Below are 24,112 nucleotides of genomic sequence, written 5' to 3' on the forward strand. Positions count from 1 at the left end.
GCAGGTTTGGTTCCCACTTTACGGTAATGGAAGAGCCCTGCAAGTATGAAATTCAATAAAGGGAACAGACGGTCCTTTCAGGGGAACAGGCAGTCTGAATTTAACCATTGGAGGGGGTTTTGATGGCATGATTTCCGGTGTTGCATTGCGGGGTGGTTTCGGAATCGGCAAAGAAGCTTCCGGCCTCCGATGTTTTGCAACGAGCGGCTGTTTCAAAGAGTGTGAGAACATACGGCAGGTAGTATCTTCCAACGGGGACCATGGCTGGATTTGTTGTATCCAGAATCAGCACAAACCGTTTTTCTCCGTCCCTTTTCAGTCTTCGGACCCAGCGTCGGTGGACCACAAACTGGCGGTGAACCCGCAAGAAACTTTCCGGCGGCAGGCGACCGGCCACGGACTTGAGCAGCTCCGGTGTTTCAAAAATTTCCGTATCCGTATGAATACGGGTTCGTTTGCCCGCAGAGCTCAGATAGAGGATATCCCGAAGGGCGACCAGATAGTTTTGGCGATCCGACCGGAAAGCAAGGCTAAGGGTGTTCACAGAATCATGCTGGAATTTTTCATTTCGGATAAAAATGAGACTTCGTTCGATGGCCCGGTCGAAGCGGCTTCTGGAAAAAGGCTTCAGGAGGTAGTCCACGGCACCCATTTCAAAGGCGCGGAGGGCATAGCGGTCATGGGCTGTAACAAAAATAACATGACCCCGCCCGGCCGTCCGGCTCAGAACCTCGATACCAGAGCAACCGGGGAGGCGGATATCCAGCAGAATCAGGTCGAACCGGCGGGCAGCAAGGGCCTCAATGGCTTTTTCCCCACTTCGGGCAACGGATATGCTTGTAAATTCAGTTCGATGTGTGAGAAAGCTCTGGATGAGATGAATGGACTGCAGTTCGTCCTCTACAATGAGAACAGAAAGGGTATTGAGTGCGCCGGGCATCTGAAAGTCTCCTTGGGGGTCCCGGTTTCACCGATTAGCTACTTTCATGTTGGTTTGGTTTGTGCGCGCCAGTGATTGTCTGGTTTTTTTGATGGGTGTGGATTGGATAGCAAAATCGTAGCATGATAATAGAATTTTAGCGGAAGTCACAGAATAAAGCGTGGAGGGTACGATTCTTCTTTTGACGCGTTTTTCGTAAGCCTGTGGCAGGAACCTTCTGTCTGTTCGGATTGTTTTTCTGCCCGCATTATCCATGAGAGCAGGGTGTTATGGTGAAAAATGCAATAGGGAGGGCGGAGGCATACTATGCAGGCACGGCAATTTTGGAAGGGTTTTACCGACGGTGATGGCTATAGTATGGTGTTGTATTTTGGGATGATAGTGGGATAAGATTCATGGTGTCTGAATGGTTCTGGCTGGTACGCTGCCATTGGCTGCTCAGAATCTGTCCGGTTACGTATCAAACAATGCGTTGTGATCTTTCATCAAAGAAAGGGTGTTATATGGAGCGTTTTGTTTTTAACAAATTCCGCCAGTTTTTTTTGTTACTGGTGGGTACGTTTTTGATTTTTGGTGTTGTGGGTCCGGTTCCTTCCGCCCATGCTGCAGGAAAAGTTGTGATTGCCAATGGAGACTGGGCTCCCTATCAGGGTAAAGACCTTGACGGCGGAGGACCGGCCTCCCGGATTGTGCAGGAAGCCTTTAGAAGTCAGGGTTGGGAGGTGGAGTTCCGGTATTTGCCATGGGCAAGGGGCCTGAATCTTACTCAGGAAGGACAGCTGGATGCCACCATGCTGTACAGTTACAATGAGGACAGGGGCAGGTCGTTTATATACAGTGATCCTATTATCAGTCTGGACACCGTTGTTTTCTCCCGCAAAGCCGATCCTGTTAACTGGCAGAAGCCCGAAGATCTGAAGGGGATTACCCTTGGTGCCGTGCTGGAGTACGACTATGGCTTTGTTTCGGAAGCGAATGGTTATACTTTGGACAGGGTTGCCTCCAATGAATTCAATTACCGGAAACTGGCCGCTGGTCGTATCGCGGCTCTTCTGGAAGAACGGGTGGTCGGTCTGGCCACCATTGAGCGGGAAGGTTTGCAAGGGGCAATCACCTTGAATCCCAAGCCTGTGAAGAGTGTTCCCTATCATCTGATTGTTTCCAGGAGTCATCCCGGGGCAGAAAAAATCATGGCCGTATTTAATGAAGGGTTAGCACAGCTCAGGGCAGAGGGTCGTCTGGATGCCCTGCTACAGATGGCACCGTAAGGAGCTGCAGGCCAGTTTGTCGTAGAGTCAGCGTCTTCAGGTTGTTATTCCAGCCTGAAGGCGCTTTTTTTGTCTGTCTCCGTTTTTTTTGAACCGCAGGAAAAGTTCTGTTTGTGCTGGCGCTGAAATTCCGATGGATGAGGTAAGTTGAAAATATCGGACACCAAAGTTATCATCCAACCAGAACGGAGGTGTCTGAATGGCAAAAAACGCAACGAACGGTCGCTATTCGAAAGAATTCCGGCATGAAGCCGTGAAAATGATTATCGAAGACGGTCTGACCGCATAGGAAGCATCGCGTCAGCTTTCCCTGCCCAAGTCAACCCTGGAAAATTGGGTTGACTTGGGCATCAAAGCATTTTAGCCGTCTGTCGTTTTTTAAAAAATTGTTTCTCGTAATCAACAGATGAGGGATAGCCTCGTTACTCTTGCCGTTTTTGCTGGCTGAAAAAGATTTCCTGCCTCAGTTTTCCAGCGGTCGGAAATACTTGAACCGGAAAGCTTACTTTTTTTCCTCAGTGCGGCGATTCGTTTTGAGAAGAGCTCCTTTGGCTATGGGGGAGTCTCCCTGTGCTGCGGGATTTTCCCCTGAGCTTGGACGCGGACGGGTTGTATGCGGATCTCTGGAGGGAGCAGCAGCGTTCCGGCGGGTGGAAGCTTAAGGGCGAAGCACTCCTGTCTGCCGGATGAAGGAAGCAGAGCATGGTTTTCCTGAACCGTCCCATGGCGCAAACCAGAGGCTTTGCTGGGATTTTGCCAAAAGAGTTCCTGTATCTTGAATCGGGTACAGGCCGTTTCGGGGTACGGCATGAGGCGGCTCTGATACAGGGCCGCATGCGGATGCGGGTGCCGATGACAAGGTGTGGCCACATTGCCACTGTATGGTTTGTCTCCGGATTGTCAGATACGGAAGTCCCCGCTGAGACTGTCTGCACAGGCAGTCAAAAAAACAAAAATGAAAAAGGCCTGCTGTTTTAGTGGGTCTTTTTTTCGTTTTTGTATGGCAGCTGTTGTTATCTGTGGGGTTCGGATGGATCCGATGGGGTGGATTGCATAGATTTGTATATCTGCATATTTAGATATTTTATAATTCCCCTTTTCAATCGGAGGAAAAAGGACTATGGGTTAAGCAAATGATAATCTCTTTTCTATGGAGTGATGAAGTAAATGCTGGAAACAAAAGAAAAAAATGCAGTTCAAGGTATGCTTGCCCTCGTTCCTCTCTTAGTCTTTATTCTGATTTTTTTAGGAAGTGGGATATTTTTTCATGTGAGCGGAATCGATTTTGCTTTTTATCAGATTTCGGCCCCCGTTGCCATTCTGCCCGCCATCATTCTTGCCGTTATTCTGAGCCGTCAGCGCCTTGAAAAAACCATCGATTCTTTTTTGCGGGGTATCGGTGACACCAATATCATGGCCATGTGCATGATTTATCTTCTCGCAGGGGCATTCAGCTATGTGGCCAAAGAAACGGGCGGAGTGGATGCCACGGTGAATTTTGCTCTGGATATTATTCCGTCGGCATTGATACTGCCCGGTATTTTTATGGTGGGTGCCTTTATTTCAACGGCCATGGGAACATCCATGGGGACCATTGCTGCCGTTGCTCCCATAGCCTATGGCATTGCCCAGCAGACGGGTATTCCACTGCCTCTTATGGCAGGAACGGTTCTTGGCGGGGCCATGTTCGGGGATAATCTCTCCATCATTTCGGATACCACCATTGCTGCCACAAGGACCCAGGGCTGCAGCATGAAAGATAAGTTCAGGATGAACGTGTTCATTGCCCTGCCTGCCGCACTGATCACCATACTGTATCTTTTTTTAGCCAAATCCGGTCTTTCCGCCGAAGTGCCTGTCACGGACTACAACTTTTTTCTGGTGATTCCTTATATACTGATTCTGGTGATGGCAGTATCGGGCATCAATGTATTTGTGACCCTCTTATCCGGCATTGTCTTTGCCGGTATTTCCGGTTTTTTTACGGTGGACAATTATCACCTTCTGGAGTTTTCAAAACAGATATACGGTGGCTTTACTTCCATGCAGGAAATTTTTCTCCTGTCCATGCTCATCGGCGGGCTCAGTGCTCTCATGAAAAAAGAGGGAGGGCTTGATTTTGTCAGTTCAAAGATTCAGGCAATGATCGGTGTTTTTTCCAAAAAAGGAAAAAGTACAAAAGCTTCCGAGCTTGGCATCGGGCTTATGGCGTTGCTGACCAATTTCTGTACGGCCAATAATACCGTATCCATTATTGTTACGGGAAGTGTTGCCAGAGATATTGCCGCTAATAATGATATCGAGCCCAAAAGATCCGCCGGTATTCTGGATATGTTTTCCTGTATTTGCCAGGGGCTGATTCCCTATGGTGCCCAGGTTCTTCTTGCCGCATCCATTTTCAAAATTTCGCCTGTGTTTATAACAGGCAATGTTTTTTACTGTATGGCTCTGGCGGTTTGCGCTGTGGCGGCTATTCTGCTCAGAAAAAATGAAAGCACACAGATGCGCCATGCCGTGAGTGAAGGGTAGCTTTCTGTCCGTTGACTTATCCTTCAAAGGGTTTGGCTGCTCATATTCCGTAGAGAATGGGCAGCCGAACCTTTTTTTATATGGAAGCATGGTCCAGTTTTTTTCAAAGAAGTCCGGATTGTCATTCGGCAGGGGTTTACGATCGGTTTCTGATAAGAAAAAAGTTATTTGTGGCCCTCTGCTCAGCTGTTTTCACTAAAAAAGAGCTCTGGTTCTTTCCGGTCTTTACAGGTGTCACTCAGCCGGATTGCTATATCTTTTATGGCTCCATGTTTCATAGTCCTTGCTTTTTCAGGGCAGATTTTAATGCAGGCGCAGCACAGGATGCATTTTTCTTTATCGCTTGCTGAATATGATTGTAAATCGATGGCACCAGCAGGGCATGCCTCCGCGCAAGCCCCACAGCCTGAACAGCTGTGGCTGATGTCGATAAAATCAACAGAAAGCAAAGGAGCAGGATGTTGGGAAGGAATTTTTCCGGGTACATGAATTTCAGGAAGTAGATCCAGATGTCTTGCGGAACGGAGTATTTCACTGATTCGGCGGCCAAAAGTTTCCGCGTGTTCCAAGTCTTTTGCATCGGGTCTGGACAGGGCGATCGGCGTGTCGGGGCCTGAAAAGGAGTGCTCTCCAATAAATGCCGCACAGGCCACGGGAATCCCCCCGTTTTGGATCATTCTGTCTTTGAGTTCACTCAGTGCATCTTCATAGGCACGGTTGCCGTAAACGACAACGCATACGGTGGGTGTCTGGTTGGCTTGGATGGTGTGCAGCCATGGGTTCAGCAGGGCCGGTACTCTTCCCACGTAGACCGGAACGGCAACAATCAGTACTTCATCTTTGGCTGTCAGCAAGTTCTGTTTCCGTGAATCCGGTTTTGTCATATCTATGAATTCACAGGTGGGGTGATGAATACCACGGACGATGGCCTGAACAAGAGCCTTTGTGGTTCCGGTAGGAGAAAAAAAGCAGGCTTTGACAGATTGAATTTTCATTGACTGTTTTCCTGTTGGATTGTGACAGCAGACATGGCAATGGGCTGGTTCCCGTAAGATGCCTTTTCCGTTTATGGTAAACGGTTTCCTCTCTATTGTATCTCCTGAAACCTGTTTCAGACTCAATGCCTTTTCGGATTTATTTTTAGCGGATATCGCTACTCTTCTGAAAGAGAACCTTGATTTTTGCCGTCTGGGTCGTGGATTGCCACCTTGCCGTCACAGGATGCTGAAGCATATTGGTTTGATCTGAAAGAATGGCTGGATAAAAGGCTTCGGAGGAAGCCTTTTATCGTTTGGGGGCAGGGTATTGCCGGATTGGGGTAATGGGAGAGGCAAAAGCCGGGTAAGCTCAGGAAAATGAAGCCGTAAGGAAACCAGCGACAGCCTCAAAGGATGGTACAATGAAAGATGAAACACCCCGTTATCTGACGGACATTCCCGGCGGTGCTTCCTGCCGGATGGCTTCTTCTCCGGAATATGACAGAGATTCCGGCCTTTTGCTGCGGTTTGCCGCTTTTGGCCTCATGCCAGGTGTGCCCGTGAAGGTGATTCGTAACAGCCTCTGGGGGCCGATGGTGGTACATGTGCGGGATACCTATCTGGCTCTGGGCCGAAAGCTGGCCCGTCAGCTGTGCGTGGTAGAGGAAAAGGAGGCAGAAGTTTCCGGGTCTCCGGCCGACACTTCTGACCCGGAGGCAGAGTGATGGTGGTTGCAACAGGACAGAAAAGAATTTCGGAAGAGATGGCTTTTCCCTGCATCCCAGAGCGCCAGCGGGTTGTGGCCGTGACAGGCCAGCCAAACACAGGCAAATCTACCCTGTTCAACCGGCTTACGGGAATGCGTCAGCGTGTGGGAAACTGGCCTGGCAAAACCGTGGATCGAAAGACCGGGAATGCCAAGCTGGGTACAACGGTGTACCGTATGGTGGATCTTCCCGGTGCATACAGTCTTACACCCGCCTCTGCGGAGGAGGCAATAACCAGAGACTACCTTCTTTCACGGGAAGCGGATGTGGTGGTTCTTGTGGCCAATGCGGCGGCCCTTGCCCGCACTCTCTATCTGGCAGCGGAGTTGATCCCTCTGGGTATTCCCATGGTGCTGGCCCTTAACATGATGGACGTGGCCGAAGCGGAAGGTCGTCCTGTGGACGCTAAAAAGCTGGAAAAGGTGATCGGTATTCCCGTGGTTCCCATGGCCGCATCCCGAAACCGTGGCGTACGGCAGTTGCTGGAGTGTATGGAGGTGTTGACAGATCAGCCCATGCTGTCGGAGCAGCCGGACAATCTGCCTCTGGTGGTAAAAACAGTGGAGCGGCTTATCGCTCCTTCCCTTGGTACCGTTCTGCCCCAGTGCTGGGCAGCCATTAAGCTTGTGGAAGGAGATAAAGAGATTCTGGAACGGGTGAAGGCTTTGTTGCCTGAAGCAGAAAGCCGCCGCCTGATGACGGTGCTGGAGACAGAGGAACATGGCCCGCTGGCTCTGGTGGAAGCCAGACGGAGATGGATTGACTGTGCCTGCGCCGCCGCCCTTCCCGATATCCGCGCCGCTGCAGACAGGACGCGGATGTGGGATGGCCTGCTGCTGCATCCCCTGTGGGGGCGGCTTGTGGCTTTTTTTTTCATTCCTCTTCTCATGGCTTCGGGCGTGGCTTTGGGAGCCATGACGGGCGGAACTCTGATCAAGGCGGCCCTGTTGCAGCTTCCGGCGCTTAAGGCGGCCTGGCCGGGGCTTCTGGGTAGCCTTGTGGCGGATGGTATTCTCATGGGCATCGGCTGGGTCGCCGCCCTTTCGGTTTTCATTGCGATTATTTATGCCATTTTTTTCTTTTTGGAGGATGTGGGGTATCTGGCCCGTATTTCTGTTCTGGCGGACGGACCGCTCCGACGTGTGGGAGCTTCCGGCAGGGCGGCCATACCCATGGTACTGGGCCTGATGTGCAATGCCGTGGCCGTGGCGGGAACAAGGGTAGTGGAAACCCGCAGGCAGCGGATGGTGACCAGCATCATGCTGCCTTTTTTCCCCTGTCTGGGGCAGACCATTGTGGCGGCTGTTTTTGTAATGGCTTTTTTCCCGCCCCGAACCGCCGGATGGATTGTATGCGGCCTTACTTTGGCCAATGTGGCGGTGGCCTTTCTCGCAGGAGGCGTTGCCAGCCGATTTATGGAAAAACGGGGCGAGGATGCCATGATCCTGGAGCTGCCCCTGTACCACCGTCCCCATTTTCCAACCATTCTGGCCAATCTGAAGGATCGGGTCCAGGCCTTTGTATCCCGCTCGGGAAAAGTGATTCTTGCCGCCATGATTCTGGTCTGGGCCCTGACATGGCTGCCCAACGGGGATATGGAAACGGGCTTTCTCTACCGTATCGGTCAGTATCTTGAGCCTGCCGGACAGATGATAGGGCTGGACTGGCGTTTTCTCGTGGCGCTGATGAGTTCGTTTATTGCCAAAGAAACCACCGTGGGAACCCTTTCCGTGCTGTTTGCCACGCCGGACGCTTCTCAGGGGGCTGTGTCGACAGCCATTGCGGGTTCCGTTTCTCCGGCAGGAGCTCTGGCCTTTGTGGTGGCTTCTCACTTTTTTATTCCCTGTGTGTCCACTGTGGGAATTTTTAAGGCGGAAACAGGTTCCTGGAAACTGACGGGCATTCTTGTAGCTGTCATGTTTGTGCTGGCTCTGGTACTGGCGGCGGCAGCTTTTCGTATAGGAGAGTTTTTTTTATGAGATTCCCTGCCATAAAAGACTTCACACCTTGATTTTATAAAACTTTATGGGTTTTCACGGAAAATGGATATCCGGTGAAAAGGTACCGGTGGATATGCAAAAATATGACTTTAGTCTCTGGAGCGCAGCAGCTCGCCGGGGGTAATCCCGAAGGTTTTTCGAAAAGCGGCAATAAAATGACTGACATTGGTGTAGCCCACATCCCAGGCAGCTTCGCTTACGTTACGTCCATGGTGTTCCATGAGGTTACGGGCTTCCTGCATACGATGGTACTGAAGATATCCGAAAACCGTGGTGCCGAAGACTTGCCGGAATCCTGCCTTAAGATGGCATTCGTTGAGCCCGGCCCTGCGGGAAAGCCGGGCGATGGTGGGAGGATTGGTCATTTCCCGTTCCAGAATACGGGCGGCTTTGGTGATGCGGTCGTGAATGCGGGGATCCGTCCTGCGGGTTTTCTGTTCTTTTGTGAGGGAGGCAAGGTGCAGGGAAAGAAGTTCAAGGGCTTTGGCTTCCAGATAGAGCCTGCGGATGTTTTCCCGGAAGGTGCAGGTGCTGATCTGATGGAGAACTGTGCGGATTTCCGGCGGAGTGGGCTGTTTGTGGAAGACGGATGACGGATTTCCACTGCAAAGAAGCGGAAGGATGTCCGGGTGATGTTTCAGTGTCTCGGAAGGCAGCCACCGGGAAAGGAACTGGGGTGTCACCTGAATGCCGATGGCGGTCTGACATTCTCCGGGCTTTACGGAAAAACCGCCGTGCAGATCCTGCATACGGCAGATGGTGCAGGTGCCCGCCTCTGTGACGCATTCCAGAGATCTGCCATCGGCAAGGTTGTAGCGGTGTTGGCGTGTGCCGGAGAGGTAGCAGCAGAAGCTTACCGGTGTGGCAGAAGATTCTACCCGAAAATCCATGGCATCTGAGGGCCGGAAGCTTGAAAAAGTGAGGGAAAGGCCGGGGCAGATGGCCAGAGCATGGGAACCCGTGCCTGCGAGGCGTAGGGAATCCGCATCTGTCACCGGCGTTTCTGTCAGTTGGAAGACAGGGGGAAGTTTCGATAGGGTTACCATGGGTACGTCTGGCATGGGGATCCTTTTAGTTTTTTTATGTGTAAAATTAAATTTGTTTAAGCTAAAAAATATGGTCTTTGCAAGATATGATTTGGGTCATCGCTGGTTTTTGCTTTTTTTATCCGTTCATGGATTCACTGCGCATTTATTTAACGAGCCTTTAGTGGTTCCGGCATCTGGAGGATACACATGGGAAATGCGGGCGCATGTATTCAGTGGAAGCCCGATGGGGAGACCCTTTGGGGCAGGGACTTCATTCTTGCTCCTGAATTTGGGGCAGGATGGATGAGCTGCCGGAATTTTGCATCGGGACTGAATCTTACGCTGGCGGACTTCTGTCTGCGCAGGCGGGCGCATTTTTCTCTTCATCTGGAAGAACGGGTGGTGGGGCTGAGTTGTTATCTTTCCGGTTCCGTTCACTGCCGTTTCCCAGCGTGGGAGGAGACCCTCACCCTCCGTGGTGGTGATGCCGGAATTTTTTGCCTTGCAGCACAGCAAGGGGAAGGTGCCGCGGATCCATGCCGAACGGTGCTGGCAGAGCTGCGGCTTTCCGACTTCTTTCTGTATCGTCTGGAAGGGGAGGCTAAAGCCGTTCTTACGGGTGGGGAGAAAGGCGTACGGGTGCTACCCATCTCCCCGGGGAGTGCTGTGATTGCGGGAGATCTTTTTTCCTGCCCGTACACCGGTGTGGCAAGGGAGTTCTTTTGGGAGGCCAAAGCTCTTGAGCTTCTTGCCCATACCCTTTCAGGGGCGGAAGCTACGGTTTCCGATGATCTTTTTGCCATGCGGGCGGCGAGGGATCGTCTGGTGCGGGAAATGGCAGATCCGCCGGATCTGCGGGAGCTGGCCCGGCAAGCCGGGCTTTCCCGCACCTGTTTTGCGGAACGCTTCCGGGAGCTTTTTGGCATGCCTCCTTTTGCCTATCTCCGGGAAAGGCGCATGGAGGCTGCCCGGGCTCTGCTGCTTTCAGGGAGCGTGAATGTTACAGAGGCGGCTTTGGCCGTGGGGTATGCCAGCCTCAGTCATTTTGCGAGGGCTTTTCGTGAACGCTTTGGTGTGCTGCCATCTTCTCTGTGATGCGGCGGGTATTTTCACTGTGCCGTGAGGGGTCCGGAGCGGACACCCATGGGATTTTTACGGACGCTCCCGTCTGTTATCCGGACGGAACCGGTAGCAGGTCCGATATTTTTTGGTTATCCGTATAAAGTACTCTCAGTCAAAAACTGTCTTGCAAAAGGAGCTTGGAATGGGAAGGATTTTGTACGGTATGGCGGCCGCCGTCATGGTAGTGATCATGGGGAGCCCATCGGCTTTGGCCCGTATCCTTGACAATGTGTACGAAGATGAAGGTCTTGTGGTCACGGCCCAGAAGCAGAGGGAACATATCCGGGAGGTGCCAGTGAGCATGGAGGTCTTTACCGGAGAGAGACTGGAAGAGGCGGAGATCCGCAACACGGCGGAGATGCTGCGGCATACGCCCAACCTTCATATGAAGGACTCCGGAGCGGATCATGTGATTGTCATCCGGGGCGTGTCGAGCTATCCCAACAGCCTGACCTCACCTGCTGGATACTATGTGGATGACATTGCCTACCCCCTTCAGGTGATGCACAACACGGATTTTTTCGATGTGGAGCGGGTGGAAGTGCTCCGTGGTCCTCAGGGAACCCTGTACGGCAAGAACTCGGAGTCCGGTCTGATCCATGTGATTACCCGTGCGCCGGATGACACCCTGCGGGGACGGCTGCGGCTGGGATACGGGAACTACAATACCTGGGAGGGTGGTGTTTCCGTGAGCGGTCCTGTGCTGCAGGACCGGCTCTATGCCGGTGTTCAGGTACTGGGCATCAAGTCAGACGGTTTTGTGGAAAATATGTACTCAGGTAATGACAAGTCCGGAAGCAGGGAGCGTGTCAGTGGACGGGTCAGATTGCGCTGGACTCCCAATGATGCATGGGAACTGGAGTACCTTGCCGATGCTCTGCATCACGATGATGGGAACGGTATTTTCCGGTTTTATGAAGCAGGAGATGCCGGAGATTTCACAACCCCTCCCCATACGATCAATCAGGACGTGGACAACCAGTACAAGGAGGAGACCGCCAGTACCCACAGCCTGAGGCTGAAGCATGCGGGGGAGTCGTTTGATATGACGCTTATTACGGGATTTCAGGAATACAAGATGGATTTTCTGGTGGATGCGTTTATTAAGCCCACCAATGACGGAACCTGGCTGTATTCCTACGGAAGCCGTCAGACCATGACGGAACTGCGACTGAGTTCTCCCGTAACGGCAGACCGTGTGAAGTGGCTGGTGGGAGTGTCCGCGTCCAGTGAGGAGCAGAAGGTCAACGCCGACGGGGGAGATCCCAGCGGAGAACGGTACTACTGGCGGCGGGTGGACATAGACATTGTTTCTCAGGCGATTTTCGGGCAGGCCACCTGGCGTTTTGCGGACCGCTGGTATCTCACAGGCGGGGGACGTTTTGACTTCCAGACGGCGAAGGGTGTTCTCAGCGACCGGAGCATCTATGCCTTTATGAATGCCGACACAACGGATGACCTTTCCAACCGGGAGTTTCTGCCCAAGGCCGCCCTGCGGTTTGCTGTGACGGATGATGTTTCCATTTATACCAGTGTGGCCAAGGGTTTCATGGCCGGAGGCATCAATGCCTGGGCCAATCTCGGTGTGCCTGATTCGGGGAGATACAGTCCCGAATACACCTGGAACTACGAAGTGGGCATGAAGGGTCGTTTTCTCGACCGCAGGCTGGATGTGGAGACAGCCCTTTTTTATATCGACATCAAGGACAAACAGGTTTCCGATACCAATAAGGATATGCAGACCTATATCCGGAATGCGGCCAGTGCCACTTCCTGGGGGGGCGAGCTTTCCTTCACCGCCCGTATTCTTCCCGGTTTCGATGTCTTTGGCGGCATGGGCGTGACCCAAAGTGAGATTGAGAAATGGAAAACCTATGAGCAGGACAGTGGCGGGAATGTGGTGGCGCTGGATTACAGTGGTAAAAAACTCCAGAACGTCCCTGAATACACCGTCTGCCTGGGCGCTCAATATCGCCATGCCAGCGGCCTGATGGCCCGTGTGGATGTTCATGGCGTGGGCGAGTTTTATGGTGATCCCAAAAACAGTACGCGGCAGGAAGCTTACCGGCTGCTGAACGCCAAAATCGGATATGAGACCGAGGCCTGGGATATTTCCCTCTGGGGAAAAAACCTCACGGATGAGACCTATGCCACCTATATCGCCCCTTATAAAGGTGCGGCCGGAGAGCTGGTGGGCAATTCGGCTAAAGATGGCGATCCCCTGACCTTTGGCGTGACCGTGAACCTGCGGTACTGAGGACTGGATTCCGTCACCCGGTGAAATCGCAGGCCTTATGCCGGCTTTTTCAACCGGTGGAGAGCAGGCCAGTCAGTAATCTGTTGGGAAAATGCCGCCCATACCAGCCTGTGTCATGGGCGGTGGGAGAAAAAATTCCGGAATCTTTCCGGTTGTGATGTTTTGTTATGCAGGTGCATAGACCCTTGCCCGGCCCATGAGAATTCGGGGACGGGCAAGCTCCCTGAATCCTTTTGCAAGGACAGCCTCGTGTTCCTTAGCGAAAGCTTTTGCTGTTACGTGGAAGCAGGGTTCGGAGAGAAAGAAACGACCATTCGGCCTGATGAGGCTGCGAATTTCTTCCAGATGGGTAGGTATGTCCGGCACCTCGTGGAGCATCCAGAATGCATTGATGAAATCAAAGCGGCCTTCCGTGCCGATACGGTCAGCCTGGCAGAGATGGGGAAAGATGAGGTCTGCCACACCTTCTCTTCTGGCGCGGGATAGCATGCGGTTGAGCATTTCAGGCTGAAGATCGGCGGCGAAGACAACTCCCTTGGGGCCAGTGATACGGGCCATGGGAATGGCGGCGAATCCACCACCGCAGCCAATATCCAGAATCCGCATGCCGGGCCGGACCCATGGCGCATAGATGCGCTCTGGCTGGTGCAGCATGCGGCGGAGCGGGTTTTCAAGATGGACAACGTGTTTGTGAGAGCAGATATGGGGCATGAAATTCTCCTGTATTAGGTTTAGCAGCTAAACAGCGCGGGCAACAAAAATCTCAAAATGGCCTGCTGTTGCCGGAGATTTTAGCGATGACGCTCGGTCATTTCCTTCAGCAGTACAAAAAAGTCCTCAAGCACCTGGAATTCGGAGTCACTCATATCGGACATGCGTTGGATAAGTGGAGTATCCATGGTGGCATGGTACTGCTCGTGCCCTTCAAAAGCGGATTTTCCAGCTGGAGTGAGCCAGATCTGGTACCGCCCGTCATCGGAAATCTCATCGGTTCTGGTGATGAGTTCTTTGGCTTCCAGCTTTGCCAGTACCTGGGACACGGCCCCCCGGGTAACGGCTGCCAGGGCTGCCAGAGCTGCGGGATGGATGCCGGGGTTTTGTCCGATTCGCATGATCATGTGGATTTCCGATGGAAAAAGAGGAGGGCTCCCGCCGTAGACCCGTGCTTTGCGTTCATTGCGGCGGATGCCTTCGACCACCTGTAAAAAAAGGTTGATCAGATTCTGTGTTCGGCATGTTCGGTCGTTCATGGTCTCTTTGTATAGTAGCTAAACTTGCTGCGTCAAGAGTAAAATACAATCCATGTGACAGGTACTGATTTTCATGAAGAACAGAACCGGGGGAGACGGGATCAGCCCCGGTTCACCGGCCTTTCACCTGCCGTTGCGTCATGCCCTCTGACCCGGTGAACGGGTACTGAAAGGGCATGTATGGGGGTTTTTTGTTTAACAGGGTGGGTCAGAACCGGCCTTTCTGGCATGGGGAAGAGGCAGGGTTGACTGAAAAAGATTGGTTCTGGCAAGGTTTCTTACAGCCAGAACGGCGGGGTGCTTAAGCCGACGCTCAAGGGAGATGGCGTAAAAGCGGATCATTTCGCTTTCGGAAGATCCGATGATCCGAACACCGTACTGCCTGACCACCTCATCGGCTATGACGGAGGGTACGGGAAAGATCCCCAGCCCCGTATGGCCGAAGGCTTTCAGAAGTGCCGTATCGGCAAATTCTGCCACTATGTGCGGCCGGAGATGATTTTTGGAAAGCCACTGATTGACTACGGCCCGCAGGGAAGTACCCTCCGATGGCATGAGCATGGGCGCATTCTGCAGGGAAGCGGGAAAGCTGTCCGCCAATCCTTCTGCCAGTGAAGGACTGGCACAGAAGGTTACCCCGGACTGGCCCAGCTCATGGCTGTAGGCCTTGACGCCCAGCTCCCGGGGCAGGGTCTGGTCGGCAATCACCAGATCGAGACGGTGGATGGCCAGCTCTCCGAAAAGCCGCTCCGGCTTATCATTGTGACAAACCAGCCGTATGGGTTCGGAGAGGTTCAGGGTGGCACTGAGCAGCTGGTAGGCAATGGATTTAGGAACCGTATCCACAACTCCTACCCGAAAAACAAAGCCTCCGCTGATGGCCTGATCCCTTACCAGCAGTTCTATTTCGTTGCCTATCTGAAAAATTTCATCCGCGCGGGAGAGGGCTACTTCTCCGGCCTGGGTCAGTTCCATGCGTTTGCCTACCCGCCTGAACAGATGGGTTCCCAAAGATGCTTCCAGCTCACCAATCTGATGGCTGATGGTCTGCGGTGTAACATGCAGATGTTTTGCCGCACGTATCACACCACCTGACTTGGCAACATTCCAGAAATAATACAGTTGTTTATAGTTGAGCATGGAGTTTCCTGCTTTCTTATTGTCAGTTTTATTCGAATAATAATTCAAAATTATATGAATTCTGTTTCGCTCTGACAAGGTATATCCATCATTTTTACAGATGGCTATGGCTCTGCATCGGCTCGGACTTTGCCCTCCTATGGGGACCGTTGCCAGAAGCGGATGGTCTGGTTGTTTTCCGGGCAATACAGCAGAAAATCTGTTGCCCCGGTCTTTTCATGCTCCTTCCGGCCCTTGCGCTGATGCGTTTGTTTGAATGAAATCAAAGGCTGCGTACCCCCTGAATACATGGGGCGGGGAAAGGCCCTCTGCCTGCCGGTCTGCTGGATGATTGCTGACGGGTATACCGTTGGCAGCGCAGCCCTGTTCCGTCATTATTTCAGTGATAATAAAGTCGCTTGCAAGGAATCCGGGGTGCTTTGTCTGCCTGCTATCAGTTTTTTTCGAATGATAAATCAAAATAATACGACTTTTCTTTCGTCTTGGCTGGGTGTATCCCCTTTTTTCCCAATACGTACTGGCCGAAGATTTGGGTGATAAAACCCCTTGAGCCAGAATTTCTGAAAAAATGATTGGCAACGGATGTGGCTGATTGTTTGTGGAGCAGCATGGAAGCCTTTGTTTTGGAAAGGATCTGACATGCTGTGTGATTTATTTGAAAAGGAGATGTCCATCCATGAACACGGAGGCAAGTGAAGCCCCTCTGGTGGGGATCATCATGGGATCCCGCTCGGACTGGGAAACCATGCGCCATGCGGCGGATATGCTGGATGAGCTGGGTGTTTCCCATGAGGTGGAAGTGGTATCGGCCCACAGAACACCGGATAAGCTGTTTCAGTATGCCGAATCCGCAGAGGAGAGGGGTCTTGAGCTTGTGATTGCCGGAGCCGGTGGCGCGGCCCATCTTCCGGGTATGGTTGCGGCAAAGTGCGTCCTGCCTGTTCTGGGGGTTCCCGTGCAGTCCAGGGCACTCAATGGCATGGACTCCCTTCTTTCCATTGTGCAGATGCCAGCCGGTATTCCCGTTGGCACCCTTGCCATTGGCCGGGCTGGAGCCATTAACGCCGCATTGCTGGCCGCCAGTATACTGGGCATCCGCTACCCTCAGATTCGTCAGGCCGTGGCTGCCTATAGGCGCAGCCAGACGGAAAGCGTTCTGGCACAGCCGGATCCGCGAAGGCAGACACCATGAAAATCGGGATGCTGGGAGGCGGGCAGCTGGCCCGAATGCTGGCTCTGGCCGGTATTCCCCTTGGCTGTGAATTTACCATTTTTTCCCCGGACCGGAAGGCCTGTGCTGCGCCACTGGGACGCTCATGCTGTTGTGATTACAGCGATGAAGAAGCTCTCATGGATCTGGCGGCCAGCTCTGATGTTATTGGTTTTGAATTTGAAAATATTCCTGTCCGGACACTGGATTTTCTTGCGGCCCATGTACCTGTCCGTCCCGGGCCGGAAGCATTGAGGCTGGCCCAGGACCGTGTCTTTGAAAAGGAGCTTTTTACGGAGCTGGGCATACCCTGTGCGGCCTTTTTTCCCGTGGATTCTCTGGAAGATCTTCACCGGGCAGCGGCATCCACAGGTCTGCCCGCCGTTCTCAAGGCGAGACGGCAGGGATATGACGGCAGGGGGCAGACCCTTATACGGCAGACGGATGAACTGGCTCCGGCCTGGCAGCTTCTGGGTGGGCAGCCCGCCATTCTGGAAAGTCTTGTGGATTTTGAACGGGAAATATCCGTCATTGCCGTACGTGCCGTATCCGGGGAAACGGCCTTTTATGCCCTGTCCGAAAACACCCACCACCATGGCATACTGCGCCTCGCCGTAAGTCAGCCCCATGATTCCATGCAGGCACAGGCGGAGATTTATGCCCGAAGGCTCCTTGACAGGCTCGATTATGTCGGGGTGCTGGCTCTGGAACTTTTTCAGGCAGGTGACCACCTGCTTGCCAATGAATATGCACCAAGGGTCCATAATTCAGGCCACTGGACCATCGAGGGAGCGGCAACAAGTCAGTTTGAAAATCATCTGCGGGCCATCATGGGACTGCCGCTGGGTTCAACGGCTCTTCGGGGGGTTGCCGCCACCATCAACCTCATCGGTACCGTGCCGGATATGGCCCGGATACTTGGAACTCCCAACACCTGTCTGCACCTTTACGGCAAGGCCTGTAAACCAGGCCGCAAGCTCGGCCACGTAACGGTATGCGCCGACAGCATGAAGCAGTTGAATCAGATTCTCTCGGATCTGTCAGGACTGTTCTCATCGGAAGCGGTGTCTGCCGTGGCCGAAACTGGCCATTATCAGAATCAGAAATAAGGAGGATGTGCATGAGAGAGTCAAGTTACAAAGTGCTTCCCGGCCCGGAGGGCTATCTGCCCCCTGCGGCCGCAACAATGGGGGTGATGCTTCCCGATCCCGGTCAGGCGATCATGGAAGGGGCGTCGGTGGACAGTGATGTTGCCCTGCGGGCGGCTGCCCGGAAGCTGATTGAAGCCAGAAATCCGGTTTTCTTCCCCGGTCCGCTGATCCTCTGGGACTGGAAACCCGGCGTGGCGGAAAAGGCCACAGCCCTCAAAGAGCTTGCAGAAGCCGTTGGGGCAAAGATGATTCCCATGCCGGACTACCGGCCCAAGTACCCGATGATCAATCCTGCCATTGAGGTCAACCCCAACCACCCGAATCTTACCATCTGGCACAACAAGATTGATGTCTGCCTTTTTATCGGTGTTCATTGTCACTATGCCAATCTTGCCCTGAAGATCATCCGCGGCGGAACCGACTGCTACACCATAGCCGTATGCGCCGAGGCGGGTCATGAGGACGCCATGATCTCCCTGCGGGATGCCGGTCTCTGCGAACTGCAGCGATTGCGGGAACTTGTAATTGAACTGAAAGGTGGCATAAACCAATGATAGATCAGAAGATTGTTGATCCGGATTATCTATTGTTTGAAGCCCCCCGCACCAGTGAGTACATCACCGGCAGCGAGGCTGTCAGGGAGGCCATAAAACGTGCCAACGTGGATATGGCCATTGCCTATCCCATTACACCCCAGTCCGAAAGCATGCATCTGGTTGGAGATATTTATGCCCAGGGGTATGTGAAGGAATATTTCCGGGGTGAAAATGAATTTGCCGTCATGTCTTCGGTTGCGGGTGCCTCCATGGCCGGGGTGCGTGTTTTTACGGCCACGGGCGGTCCCGGAACCATGCGTGCCTTTGAGGTGTTCCCCACCTGGGCCGGTGCCCGTCTTCCCATTGTCTGTGCCTTCATGACCCGCGGAGTGAACTCCCCCCTGACCATCCAGCCGGACACCATTGAGATGGCCTATCTGCTGGAAACGGGCATCCTGATGCTGCATGCGGAAAATTCCCAGGATCTGCATGACATGCTCCTCATGGCCTTCATGGTGGCAGAAAAAACGGACGTGCATATTCCTGTGGGAGTCTTTGCAGACGGGTTTTTCGTGACCCATACCCGGGACAAGGTGAATATGCTCCCCGAAGACTGCAAGCTTCCTTCCTATGATCCCTATAGTGCTCCGGTTCCGGTTATGGATATGGAAAATGTACCGGTACGGCAGATGCGTGATCCCTTTGTTATGAAGAGTAACTTCATCAGCTATGCTGCCCATGCTTCCTGGCAGCAGGAAATTGATGCGGCCGCAGAACGTTCCCGTAAATATCTTAATCACTACCTTGGCGGCCTGATTGATGTGGAACACGAGGATGCGGATATCTTCATTGCCACATCGGGTACGGCGGTGAGCCAGAGCCGTGAGGCCATTGCCATGGCCCGGGAAGAGGGAATTAATGTGGGCCTCATCAAGATTAAAAGCATCCGTCCCTTCCCGGGAGAGGAGATCTGTGCCCTGGCATCCCGGGCAAAGGGCATCATTGTACCGGAATTCAACCGCGTGGGCTGGCTTGCCAAGGAAATATGCAGTGTGATTGACGAACCCCGCAAGGTTGTCCGGGGGCCCAGGGTTTTTGGCGGTATGACCATGCCACCGGAGCTTATTCTTGCAGAAATCAGGAGGATCCATCAATGAAAACCGGAATGCTGAAAATATCTCCCGGATTTGAGGAGATCATGCCGCCGGAATACCGGGAGCTGGTGGATAATGGTCCCTACGGCAAAAACTACGGCATCAATGACCTTGGATCTTACAAGGAGCTTCTGGAAGAACACCCCCTTTGTGCCGGCTGTGGTCTGGCCCTTTCCCTGCGTCTCACACTGGCATCCCTTCCCATGCCGGAAGATACGGTGATTGTCGGTTCCACCGGTTGCAGTGCGCTGGCTTTCCCCCAGGTGGCACTGCACAATATCCACTCCCTGTTCGGCAATCAGAATGCCGTTGCCTCCGGACTGAAACGGGCATTGAAACTGCGTTTCCCGGATAAGGAAAAGGATGTGGTGGTCATTGCCGGAGACGGTGCCACCGCCGACATCGGCCTTGATATGGTCATGCAGTCCTGGCTGCGCCGTGAAAAAATCACCACCATCATGCTGGACAATGAGGCCTATGCCAATACCGGTGGTCAGGAAAGCGGCATGTCCATGCAGGGTGCGGTTCTGAACATGGCACCTACGGGGAAAAAGTTTCCCAAGCTTTCTTTGCCGGAGATTGCCCAGACCTGTGGCTGCGCCTATGTGGCTGCGGCTTCACCGGCCAAACCCAAGCAGCTGGCAAAGGTTGTGAGGCGGGCCATTCTGGTGGCAAGGGAGATTGGTCCCACCTATGTGCAGCTCTACAGCCCCTGTCCCACCAACTACAAGTTCAACCCCAAAGAGACCGTATCCCTGATCAAGCAGCGGGAGAAGGAAGGGCTGTACCAGAGCAAAGAGTACATTTCACAGGAAGCCAAGGCGTTTCTGGAGAGTATGGAGGTGAAAAAATGAATGCAACGGAAAGAGTCTTTATCCGGATGTCCGGCCTTGGAGGGCAGGGTGCAGTAACAGCCGCCCATATTCTTGGAAGTGCTGCCAACAAGGACGGCCTTGAAAGTACGGTCAATCCCTTTTTCGGTGCGGAAAAGCGCCTTGCTCCGGCGGAAAGCTATGTTCGTATTTCTTCCGAGAAGGTTTATGAAAAGGGGGAAGTGCTATATCCCAATATCATTATGATCTTTCATCCCCACGTCATCACCATGGGCAAGTGCTACACCATGCCCTTTTTTGACGGTTTGCAGGAAGGCGGTTCCATCCTGATCAATGCGGATGAACCCCTTGTGAATGATGAAGACCTGCGTCATCTGGCAGATCTGAAAGCAAAAATCTACTACGTACCGGCCACAGGCATTGCTACGAAAGTCGCAGGCTCCGAGCTTTCCACCAACATTGCCATGCTCGGTGGTCTGTACGCCATGCGGAAACTCACCTCCATGGAAGCCCTGAAGGAATCCATGATAGAGCGTTTTGGTGGCGGAAAGTTTGTTGCTTCGGGAACCACAGCCGCACTGGATGATGCTGTTACGGGTAAATTTGCCAAGGTCAGCCAGATGATCGAGAAAAACATGGAGCTGATTGCTGCTGCCGGGGCCGCTTTGACGGAGTTCCCTCTGCCGGGAACAAAGGGAGGTGAGTGATTATGTATTTATCAGTCAGAGTGGATACGGAAAAATGTATCGGGTGCAAAATCTGCATCACCAGTTGTCCGGAACCCAATGTATTTATTTTTCTGCCGGAGCAAAAGCTTGTGGAAGTCAATGAGAGCCGCTGCAAGGCCTGCGGACTCTGCACAACGGTCTGTGCGAAGGAAGCCCTGAAAATCGGCTGATCTGGCTGCTTTTCCTGTGTGATATTATTTGCTTTGGGGGGCAGAAATTTTGCCCTCCAAAGTGAAATGCAGAATTATTCGTCTCTGCCTTTATCAGAGCCGTGCGGGTCAGGAGACTTACCATGTGTTCAGAAAAACAGAAGAACAGGGATACCATTACCGAGCTGCTCCACGGTTTGCGCAATAAAGCCTTCATCACCGGCAGTGAAGCCGTTGCCGAGGCCGTTAAGCGGGCCAATGTTGATATGGCCATTGCCTATCCCATCACACCGCAGTCGGAAAGCATGCATCTGGTGGGCGAGCTGTTCGCCAAAGGGTATATCAGGGACTATTACAGGGCGGAAAACGAGTTCGCCGTCATGGCAGCGGTGCATGGTGCTGCCTTAGGTGGTGGTCGGGTCTTCACCGCCACCAGCGGACCGGGCACCCTCCGGGCCATGGAAATGTTTCCGGTATGGGCCGGAGCCAGACAGCCCATTGTCTGTGCCTTCATGTGCCGTGGCGTTTCCCTGCCTCCCTCCATTCAACCGGAAAATATTGAGATGGGGATGCTGCTGGATACGGGTATGCTGATGCTCCACGCCGAGAATGGTCAGGATTTTTTCGATATGATCCTTCAGGCCTACCTTATTGCGGAACAGCCCGATGTTCACCTGCCCGTGGGGGTCTTTGCCGATGGTTTCTTTGTGACCCACACAAGGGAGGAAATGCGGCTGCCTCCGGAGGACTGCTGCCTTCCTCCCTATGATCCGGGTTTTGCCCCGGTGCCGGTTTTTGATATGGAAACCCCTCCCATGCGCATCACCCGCGATCCCCTGCTGAATAAAAGTAATTTCATCAGTGGTAACGCCAATGCCAGCTGGCATCAGGAAGTGCTGGCCGCAGCGGAGCGGGCCAGAAAGCATATCGCACAGTACATGGGCGGACTGCTGGAAGTGGAAAATCCCGGCGCAAAAATTTTCATTGCCGCATCGGGAACGGCCGTATCCCAGTCACGGGAAGCCCTGCGTATGATGCAGGCTGAGGGAATGGATGCGGGCCTTATTAAAATTAAATCCATCCGTCCCTTTCCGGGCAGCGAACTGTGTAAGGCACTGGAAGCGGCAGATCTGGTTGTGGTGCCGGAATTCAATGCAGGCGGCTGGCTTGCACGGGAGATCCGGGCAGCCATCGACCGGAACCACCGTGTCATCGGTGCACCAAGGGTTTTTGGTGGCATGACCATGCCCCCCTGGCTGATTGTGGAAGAAGTCAAAAAGGCCCTTGGGGCCGGACAAAGCAGGGGAGGGTGCTGATATGTCAAAAAAGATCATTACTCCCGTAGCATCCCTGGCCCATATTCTGCCGGAGGATTACAGGGCTCTGGTGGAAAAGGGTCCCCACGGAAAATCTGTGGGTATCAAAGATCTGGGCAGCTTCAAGGAAATTACCGAGGAACACCCCCACTGTGCCGGGTGCGGTGTGTCTCTGGGCGTGCGTCTGGCCCTTGCCGCACTGCCCGCCCCGGAAGATACTCTGGTGGTGGGGACTCCCGGCTGTTCTTTTTTTGCCCTTTCCCAGACGGCAGTGAATTATTCCAATACCGCTTTTGGTAATCAGAATTCCGTGGCTTCAGGTCTGAAACGCATGCTGTCCATCCGGTATCCGGATAAGGATAAGGACGTGGTGGTGATGGCCGGAGACGGTGGCATTGCCGATATTGGCCTGGACATGACCCTGCATTCCTGGTTCAGGGGGGAAAAGATCAGCACCATCATGCTGGACAATGAGGTGTACGGCAATACCGGCGGTCAGGAAAGCGGGATGTCTCCTGAAGGGCAGGTGCTGCACATGGCTCCAAAGGGAAAGAATTTTAAGAAAATTCCTGTTTTTGAAATGGCACGGACCGCCGGTTGTGTGTATGGGGCCAAAGTCACCATCGCCAGCCCGAAGCGGCTTGGCATGGCAGTGAACAGGGCCATTCTCCTTGCACGGGAACTGGGGCCTACCTATGTTCAGATTTACACGCCCTGTCCTACCAACATGAAATTCAGTCCGGCGGATACCCTCCGCATAGCAAAGGAGGCGGGCAAGGCCCATTATGCCTTTGAGGAATTCATGACGGAGGAAGCTGCTTTACGGATAGCGGCCATGGAAGGAGGGCTGGAAAAGGAGCCGGAATAGCCATGCCTCTGGCCATGGGTGTTTGGGCTTGGATCTGTAATCTGGCGGCATACAGCCACCACACCTGCCACATTCCCGTCGCGTGAGGAATGGGGTATTCCCCACAGATAAACATGAACTGTCGGAACAGGCATCTGGATGAGCCTGCGGTGGTCTCCGCTGGGGAATCAGGGAACAGGGCCATGTTTCTGAAGACAGCGGGCAGGTTCGGACATTCTTTTTCAGGCGGAATGACAGAGCAGGGGATGTGGAAAGGTGTGGGTATCGGTAAGTGTCAAGATAGATGTCACCGGAAGCCTGATTTTTTCAGGCAGCTCCAAGGCAGGATTTTTCCATGAGATGTCCCTGCTTTTTACCTGGATTAAGGGCTACCTCAAGCTCCGGCTGCCAGTTTCTTGTGTCGGAAGTCCATCTTTGAGGTCGGGCATTTCTGGCTTTCTGATAGACCTCATGACGTTTTTTGAGAATGTCCTTATGTCTGCCGTAGTGCCGGTCATCCGGTGTCACAAAGTGAATACGGCTGTGAAGGTGTTGTTGTGTTATACCAGACCACAAAGCTGTCCACCCACTCCTGGGCCTGCTGCAAAGAAGAAAATGGCTTTGAAGGATAGGCAGGACGCTATTTCATGGTTCTGAAAAGAGACTCTGAGTAGGGATTATCATTGCTCACCTTTGGCCTTGAGAAGGATGGAATGATACCGAGCCTTTCCAGAGTAGCCAGCATGGTGGCTCCCTTCATGGGGCCTCCGTTATCCGCATGCAAAACAAGGCTTTCAGGATGGATACCGTGAAGAATACAGCTCTGACTTACATGCTTTGAACTCAGATCCATAGATTCCGTTTCGTGAACCCTTGCAGCAATAATTTTCCGGCTCCAGATATCGATAAT

Annotated in this window: 22 protein-coding genes and 1 pseudogene; 16 read left to right on the top strand and 7 right to left on the bottom strand. The window is 53.1% G+C overall.

Features of this window, described 5'->3' with window-relative positions:
* Nucleotides 1–100 precede the first annotated feature (100 nt).
* The gene (locus tag OOT00_RS05620; protein ID WP_265424333.1) at nt 101–940 is read right to left on the bottom strand and encodes a LytR/AlgR family response regulator transcription factor; all 840 of its coding nucleotides are present in this window, start codon (nt 938–940) and stop codon (nt 101–103) included.
* 503 nt (nt 941–1,443) lie between these two features.
* On the opposite strand from OOT00_RS05620, the gene OOT00_RS05625 reads away from it, so the two are divergent.
* From OOT00_RS05625 to OOT00_RS05635, 3 genes are all read left to right on the top strand, one after another.
* Complete coding sequence (locus OOT00_RS05625; protein ID WP_265424334.1) at nt 1,444–2,208, top strand: substrate-binding periplasmic protein; 765 nt, start codon at nt 1,444–1,446, stop codon at nt 2,206–2,208.
* 702 nt (nt 2,209–2,910) lie between these two features.
* A complete protein-coding gene (locus OOT00_RS05630) occupies nt 2,911–3,186 on the top strand; it encodes a hypothetical protein (RefSeq protein ID WP_265424335.1) in 276 nt (91 codons plus the stop codon).
* 225 nt (nt 3,187–3,411) lie between these two features.
* The gene (locus OOT00_RS05635) at nt 3,412–4,737 is read left to right on the top strand and encodes a Na+/H+ antiporter NhaC family protein (protein WP_265424357.1); all 1,326 of its coding nucleotides are present in this window, start codon (nt 3,412–3,414) and stop codon (nt 4,735–4,737) included.
* A 182-nt stretch (nt 4,738–4,919) separates the two neighbouring features.
* On the opposite strand, the gene OOT00_RS05640 is transcribed toward OOT00_RS05635, so the two are convergent.
* The gene (locus tag OOT00_RS05640; protein ID WP_265424336.1) at nt 4,920–5,732 is read right to left on the bottom strand and encodes an EFR1 family ferrodoxin; all 813 of its coding nucleotides are present in this window, start codon (nt 5,730–5,732) and stop codon (nt 4,920–4,922) included.
* Between the two features lie 404 nt (nt 5,733–6,136).
* On the opposite strand from OOT00_RS05640, the gene OOT00_RS05645 reads away from it, so the two are divergent.
* Both OOT00_RS05645 and feoB read left to right on the top strand, forming a co-directional pair.
* Entirely contained in the window at nt 6,137–6,439 is a 303-nt protein-coding gene (locus OOT00_RS05645; RefSeq protein ID WP_265424337.1) for a FeoA family protein, read from the top strand.
* A complete protein-coding gene (gene feoB / locus OOT00_RS05650; RefSeq protein ID WP_265424338.1) occupies nt 6,439–8,460 on the top strand; it encodes a ferrous iron transport protein B in 2,022 nt (673 codons plus the stop codon). The genes OOT00_RS05645 and feoB overlap by 1 nt, the downstream gene beginning before the upstream one ends.
* Before the next feature lie 110 nt (nt 8,461–8,570).
* Here feoB and OOT00_RS05655 read toward each other — a convergent pair whose 3' ends face one another.
* Nucleotides 8,571–9,542 (bottom strand): helix-turn-helix transcriptional regulator, encoded by a 972-nt coding sequence (locus OOT00_RS05655; protein WP_265424339.1) that lies wholly within the window; start codon nt 9,540–9,542, stop codon nt 8,571–8,573.
* Between the two features lie 174 nt (nt 9,543–9,716).
* On the opposite strand from OOT00_RS05655, the gene OOT00_RS05660 reads away from it, so the two are divergent.
* Nucleotides 9,717–10,604: a helix-turn-helix transcriptional regulator gene (locus tag OOT00_RS05660; RefSeq protein ID WP_265424340.1), complete on the top strand. Its 888-nt coding sequence runs from the start codon at nt 9,717–9,719 to the stop codon at nt 10,602–10,604.
* A 169-nt stretch (nt 10,605–10,773) separates the two neighbouring features.
* Nucleotides 10,774–12,888 (top strand): TonB-dependent receptor, encoded by a 2,115-nt coding sequence (locus tag OOT00_RS05665; RefSeq protein ID WP_265424341.1) that lies wholly within the window; start codon nt 10,774–10,776, stop codon nt 12,886–12,888.
* 165 nt (nt 12,889–13,053) lie between these two features.
* On the opposite strand, the gene OOT00_RS05670 is transcribed toward OOT00_RS05665, so the two are convergent.
* The 3 genes from OOT00_RS05670 to OOT00_RS05680 all read right to left on the bottom strand — a co-directional run bounded on the left by OOT00_RS05670 (nt 13,054) and on the right by OOT00_RS05680 (nt 15,278).
* Nucleotides 13,054–13,599, bottom strand: a complete 546-nt coding sequence (locus OOT00_RS05670) for an SAM-dependent methyltransferase (RefSeq protein ID WP_265424342.1) — start codon at nt 13,597–13,599, stop codon at nt 13,054–13,056.
* Nucleotides 13,600–13,679: 80 nt separating this feature from the next.
* On the bottom strand, nt 13,680–14,138 hold the full coding sequence (locus tag OOT00_RS05675) for a MarR family winged helix-turn-helix transcriptional regulator (protein ID WP_265424343.1): 459 nt from the start codon (nt 14,136–14,138) through the stop codon (nt 13,680–13,682).
* Nucleotides 14,139–14,333: 195 nt separating this feature from the next.
* The gene (locus tag OOT00_RS05680) at nt 14,334–15,278 is read right to left on the bottom strand and encodes a LysR family transcriptional regulator (protein ID WP_265424344.1); all 945 of its coding nucleotides are present in this window, start codon (nt 15,276–15,278) and stop codon (nt 14,334–14,336) included.
* A 676-nt stretch (nt 15,279–15,954) separates the two neighbouring features.
* Between OOT00_RS05680 and purE the strand changes: the two genes are divergently transcribed.
* The 9 genes from purE (at nt 15,955) to OOT00_RS05725 (ending at nt 23,223) form a co-directional block, all read left to right on the top strand.
* Entirely contained in the window at nt 15,955–16,470 is a 516-nt protein-coding gene (gene purE / locus OOT00_RS05685; protein WP_265424345.1) for a 5-(carboxyamino)imidazole ribonucleotide mutase, read from the top strand.
* The gene (locus OOT00_RS05690) at nt 16,467–17,597 is read left to right on the top strand and encodes a 5-(carboxyamino)imidazole ribonucleotide synthase (protein WP_265424346.1); all 1,131 of its coding nucleotides are present in this window, start codon (nt 16,467–16,469) and stop codon (nt 17,595–17,597) included. The genes purE and OOT00_RS05690 overlap by 4 nt, the downstream gene beginning before the upstream one ends.
* An 11-nt stretch (nt 17,598–17,608) precedes the next feature.
* The gene (locus OOT00_RS05695; RefSeq protein WP_265424347.1) at nt 17,609–18,193 is read left to right on the top strand and encodes a carbon monoxide dehydrogenase beta subunit family protein; all 585 of its coding nucleotides are present in this window, start codon (nt 17,609–17,611) and stop codon (nt 18,191–18,193) included.
* Nucleotides 18,190–19,332, top strand: coding sequence for a transketolase C-terminal domain-containing protein (locus tag OOT00_RS05700; protein WP_265424348.1), 1,143 nt, complete (start codon nt 18,190–18,192; stop codon nt 19,330–19,332). The genes OOT00_RS05695 and OOT00_RS05700 overlap by 4 nt, the downstream gene beginning before the upstream one ends.
* Nucleotides 19,329–20,183 (top strand): thiamine pyrophosphate-dependent enzyme, encoded by an 855-nt coding sequence (locus OOT00_RS05705; protein ID WP_265424349.1) that lies wholly within the window; start codon nt 19,329–19,331, stop codon nt 20,181–20,183. The genes OOT00_RS05700 and OOT00_RS05705 overlap by 4 nt, the downstream gene beginning before the upstream one ends.
* A complete protein-coding gene (locus tag OOT00_RS05710) occupies nt 20,180–20,869 on the top strand; it encodes a 2-oxoacid:ferredoxin oxidoreductase subunit gamma family protein (RefSeq protein WP_265424350.1) in 690 nt (229 codons plus the stop codon). Before OOT00_RS05705 ends, OOT00_RS05710 begins: the two co-directional genes overlap by 4 nt.
* A gap of 2 nt (nt 20,870–20,871) precedes the next feature.
* The gene (locus OOT00_RS05715; protein WP_265424351.1) at nt 20,872–21,060 is read left to right on the top strand and encodes a 4Fe-4S binding protein; all 189 of its coding nucleotides are present in this window, start codon (nt 20,872–20,874) and stop codon (nt 21,058–21,060) included.
* Between the two features lie 122 nt (nt 21,061–21,182).
* Nucleotides 21,183–22,355, top strand: a complete 1,173-nt coding sequence (locus OOT00_RS05720) for a transketolase C-terminal domain-containing protein (RefSeq protein WP_265424352.1) — start codon at nt 21,183–21,185, stop codon at nt 22,353–22,355.
* 1 nt (nt 22,356) lies between these two features.
* Nucleotides 22,357–23,223: a thiamine pyrophosphate-dependent enzyme gene (locus OOT00_RS05725; protein ID WP_265424353.1), complete on the top strand. Its 867-nt coding sequence runs from the start codon at nt 22,357–22,359 to the stop codon at nt 23,221–23,223.
* A 306-nt stretch (nt 23,224–23,529) separates the two neighbouring features.
* On the opposite strand, the pseudogene OOT00_RS05730 reads toward OOT00_RS05725, so the two are convergent.
* Nucleotides 23,530–24,112, bottom strand: a pseudogene (locus OOT00_RS05730) (transposase); the annotation flags it as partial.

The sequence above is a fragment of the Desulfobotulus pelophilus genome (assembly GCF_026155325.1).
GTDB lineage: Bacteria > Desulfobacterota > Desulfobacteria > Desulfobacterales > ASO4-4 > Desulfobotulus > Desulfobotulus pelophilus.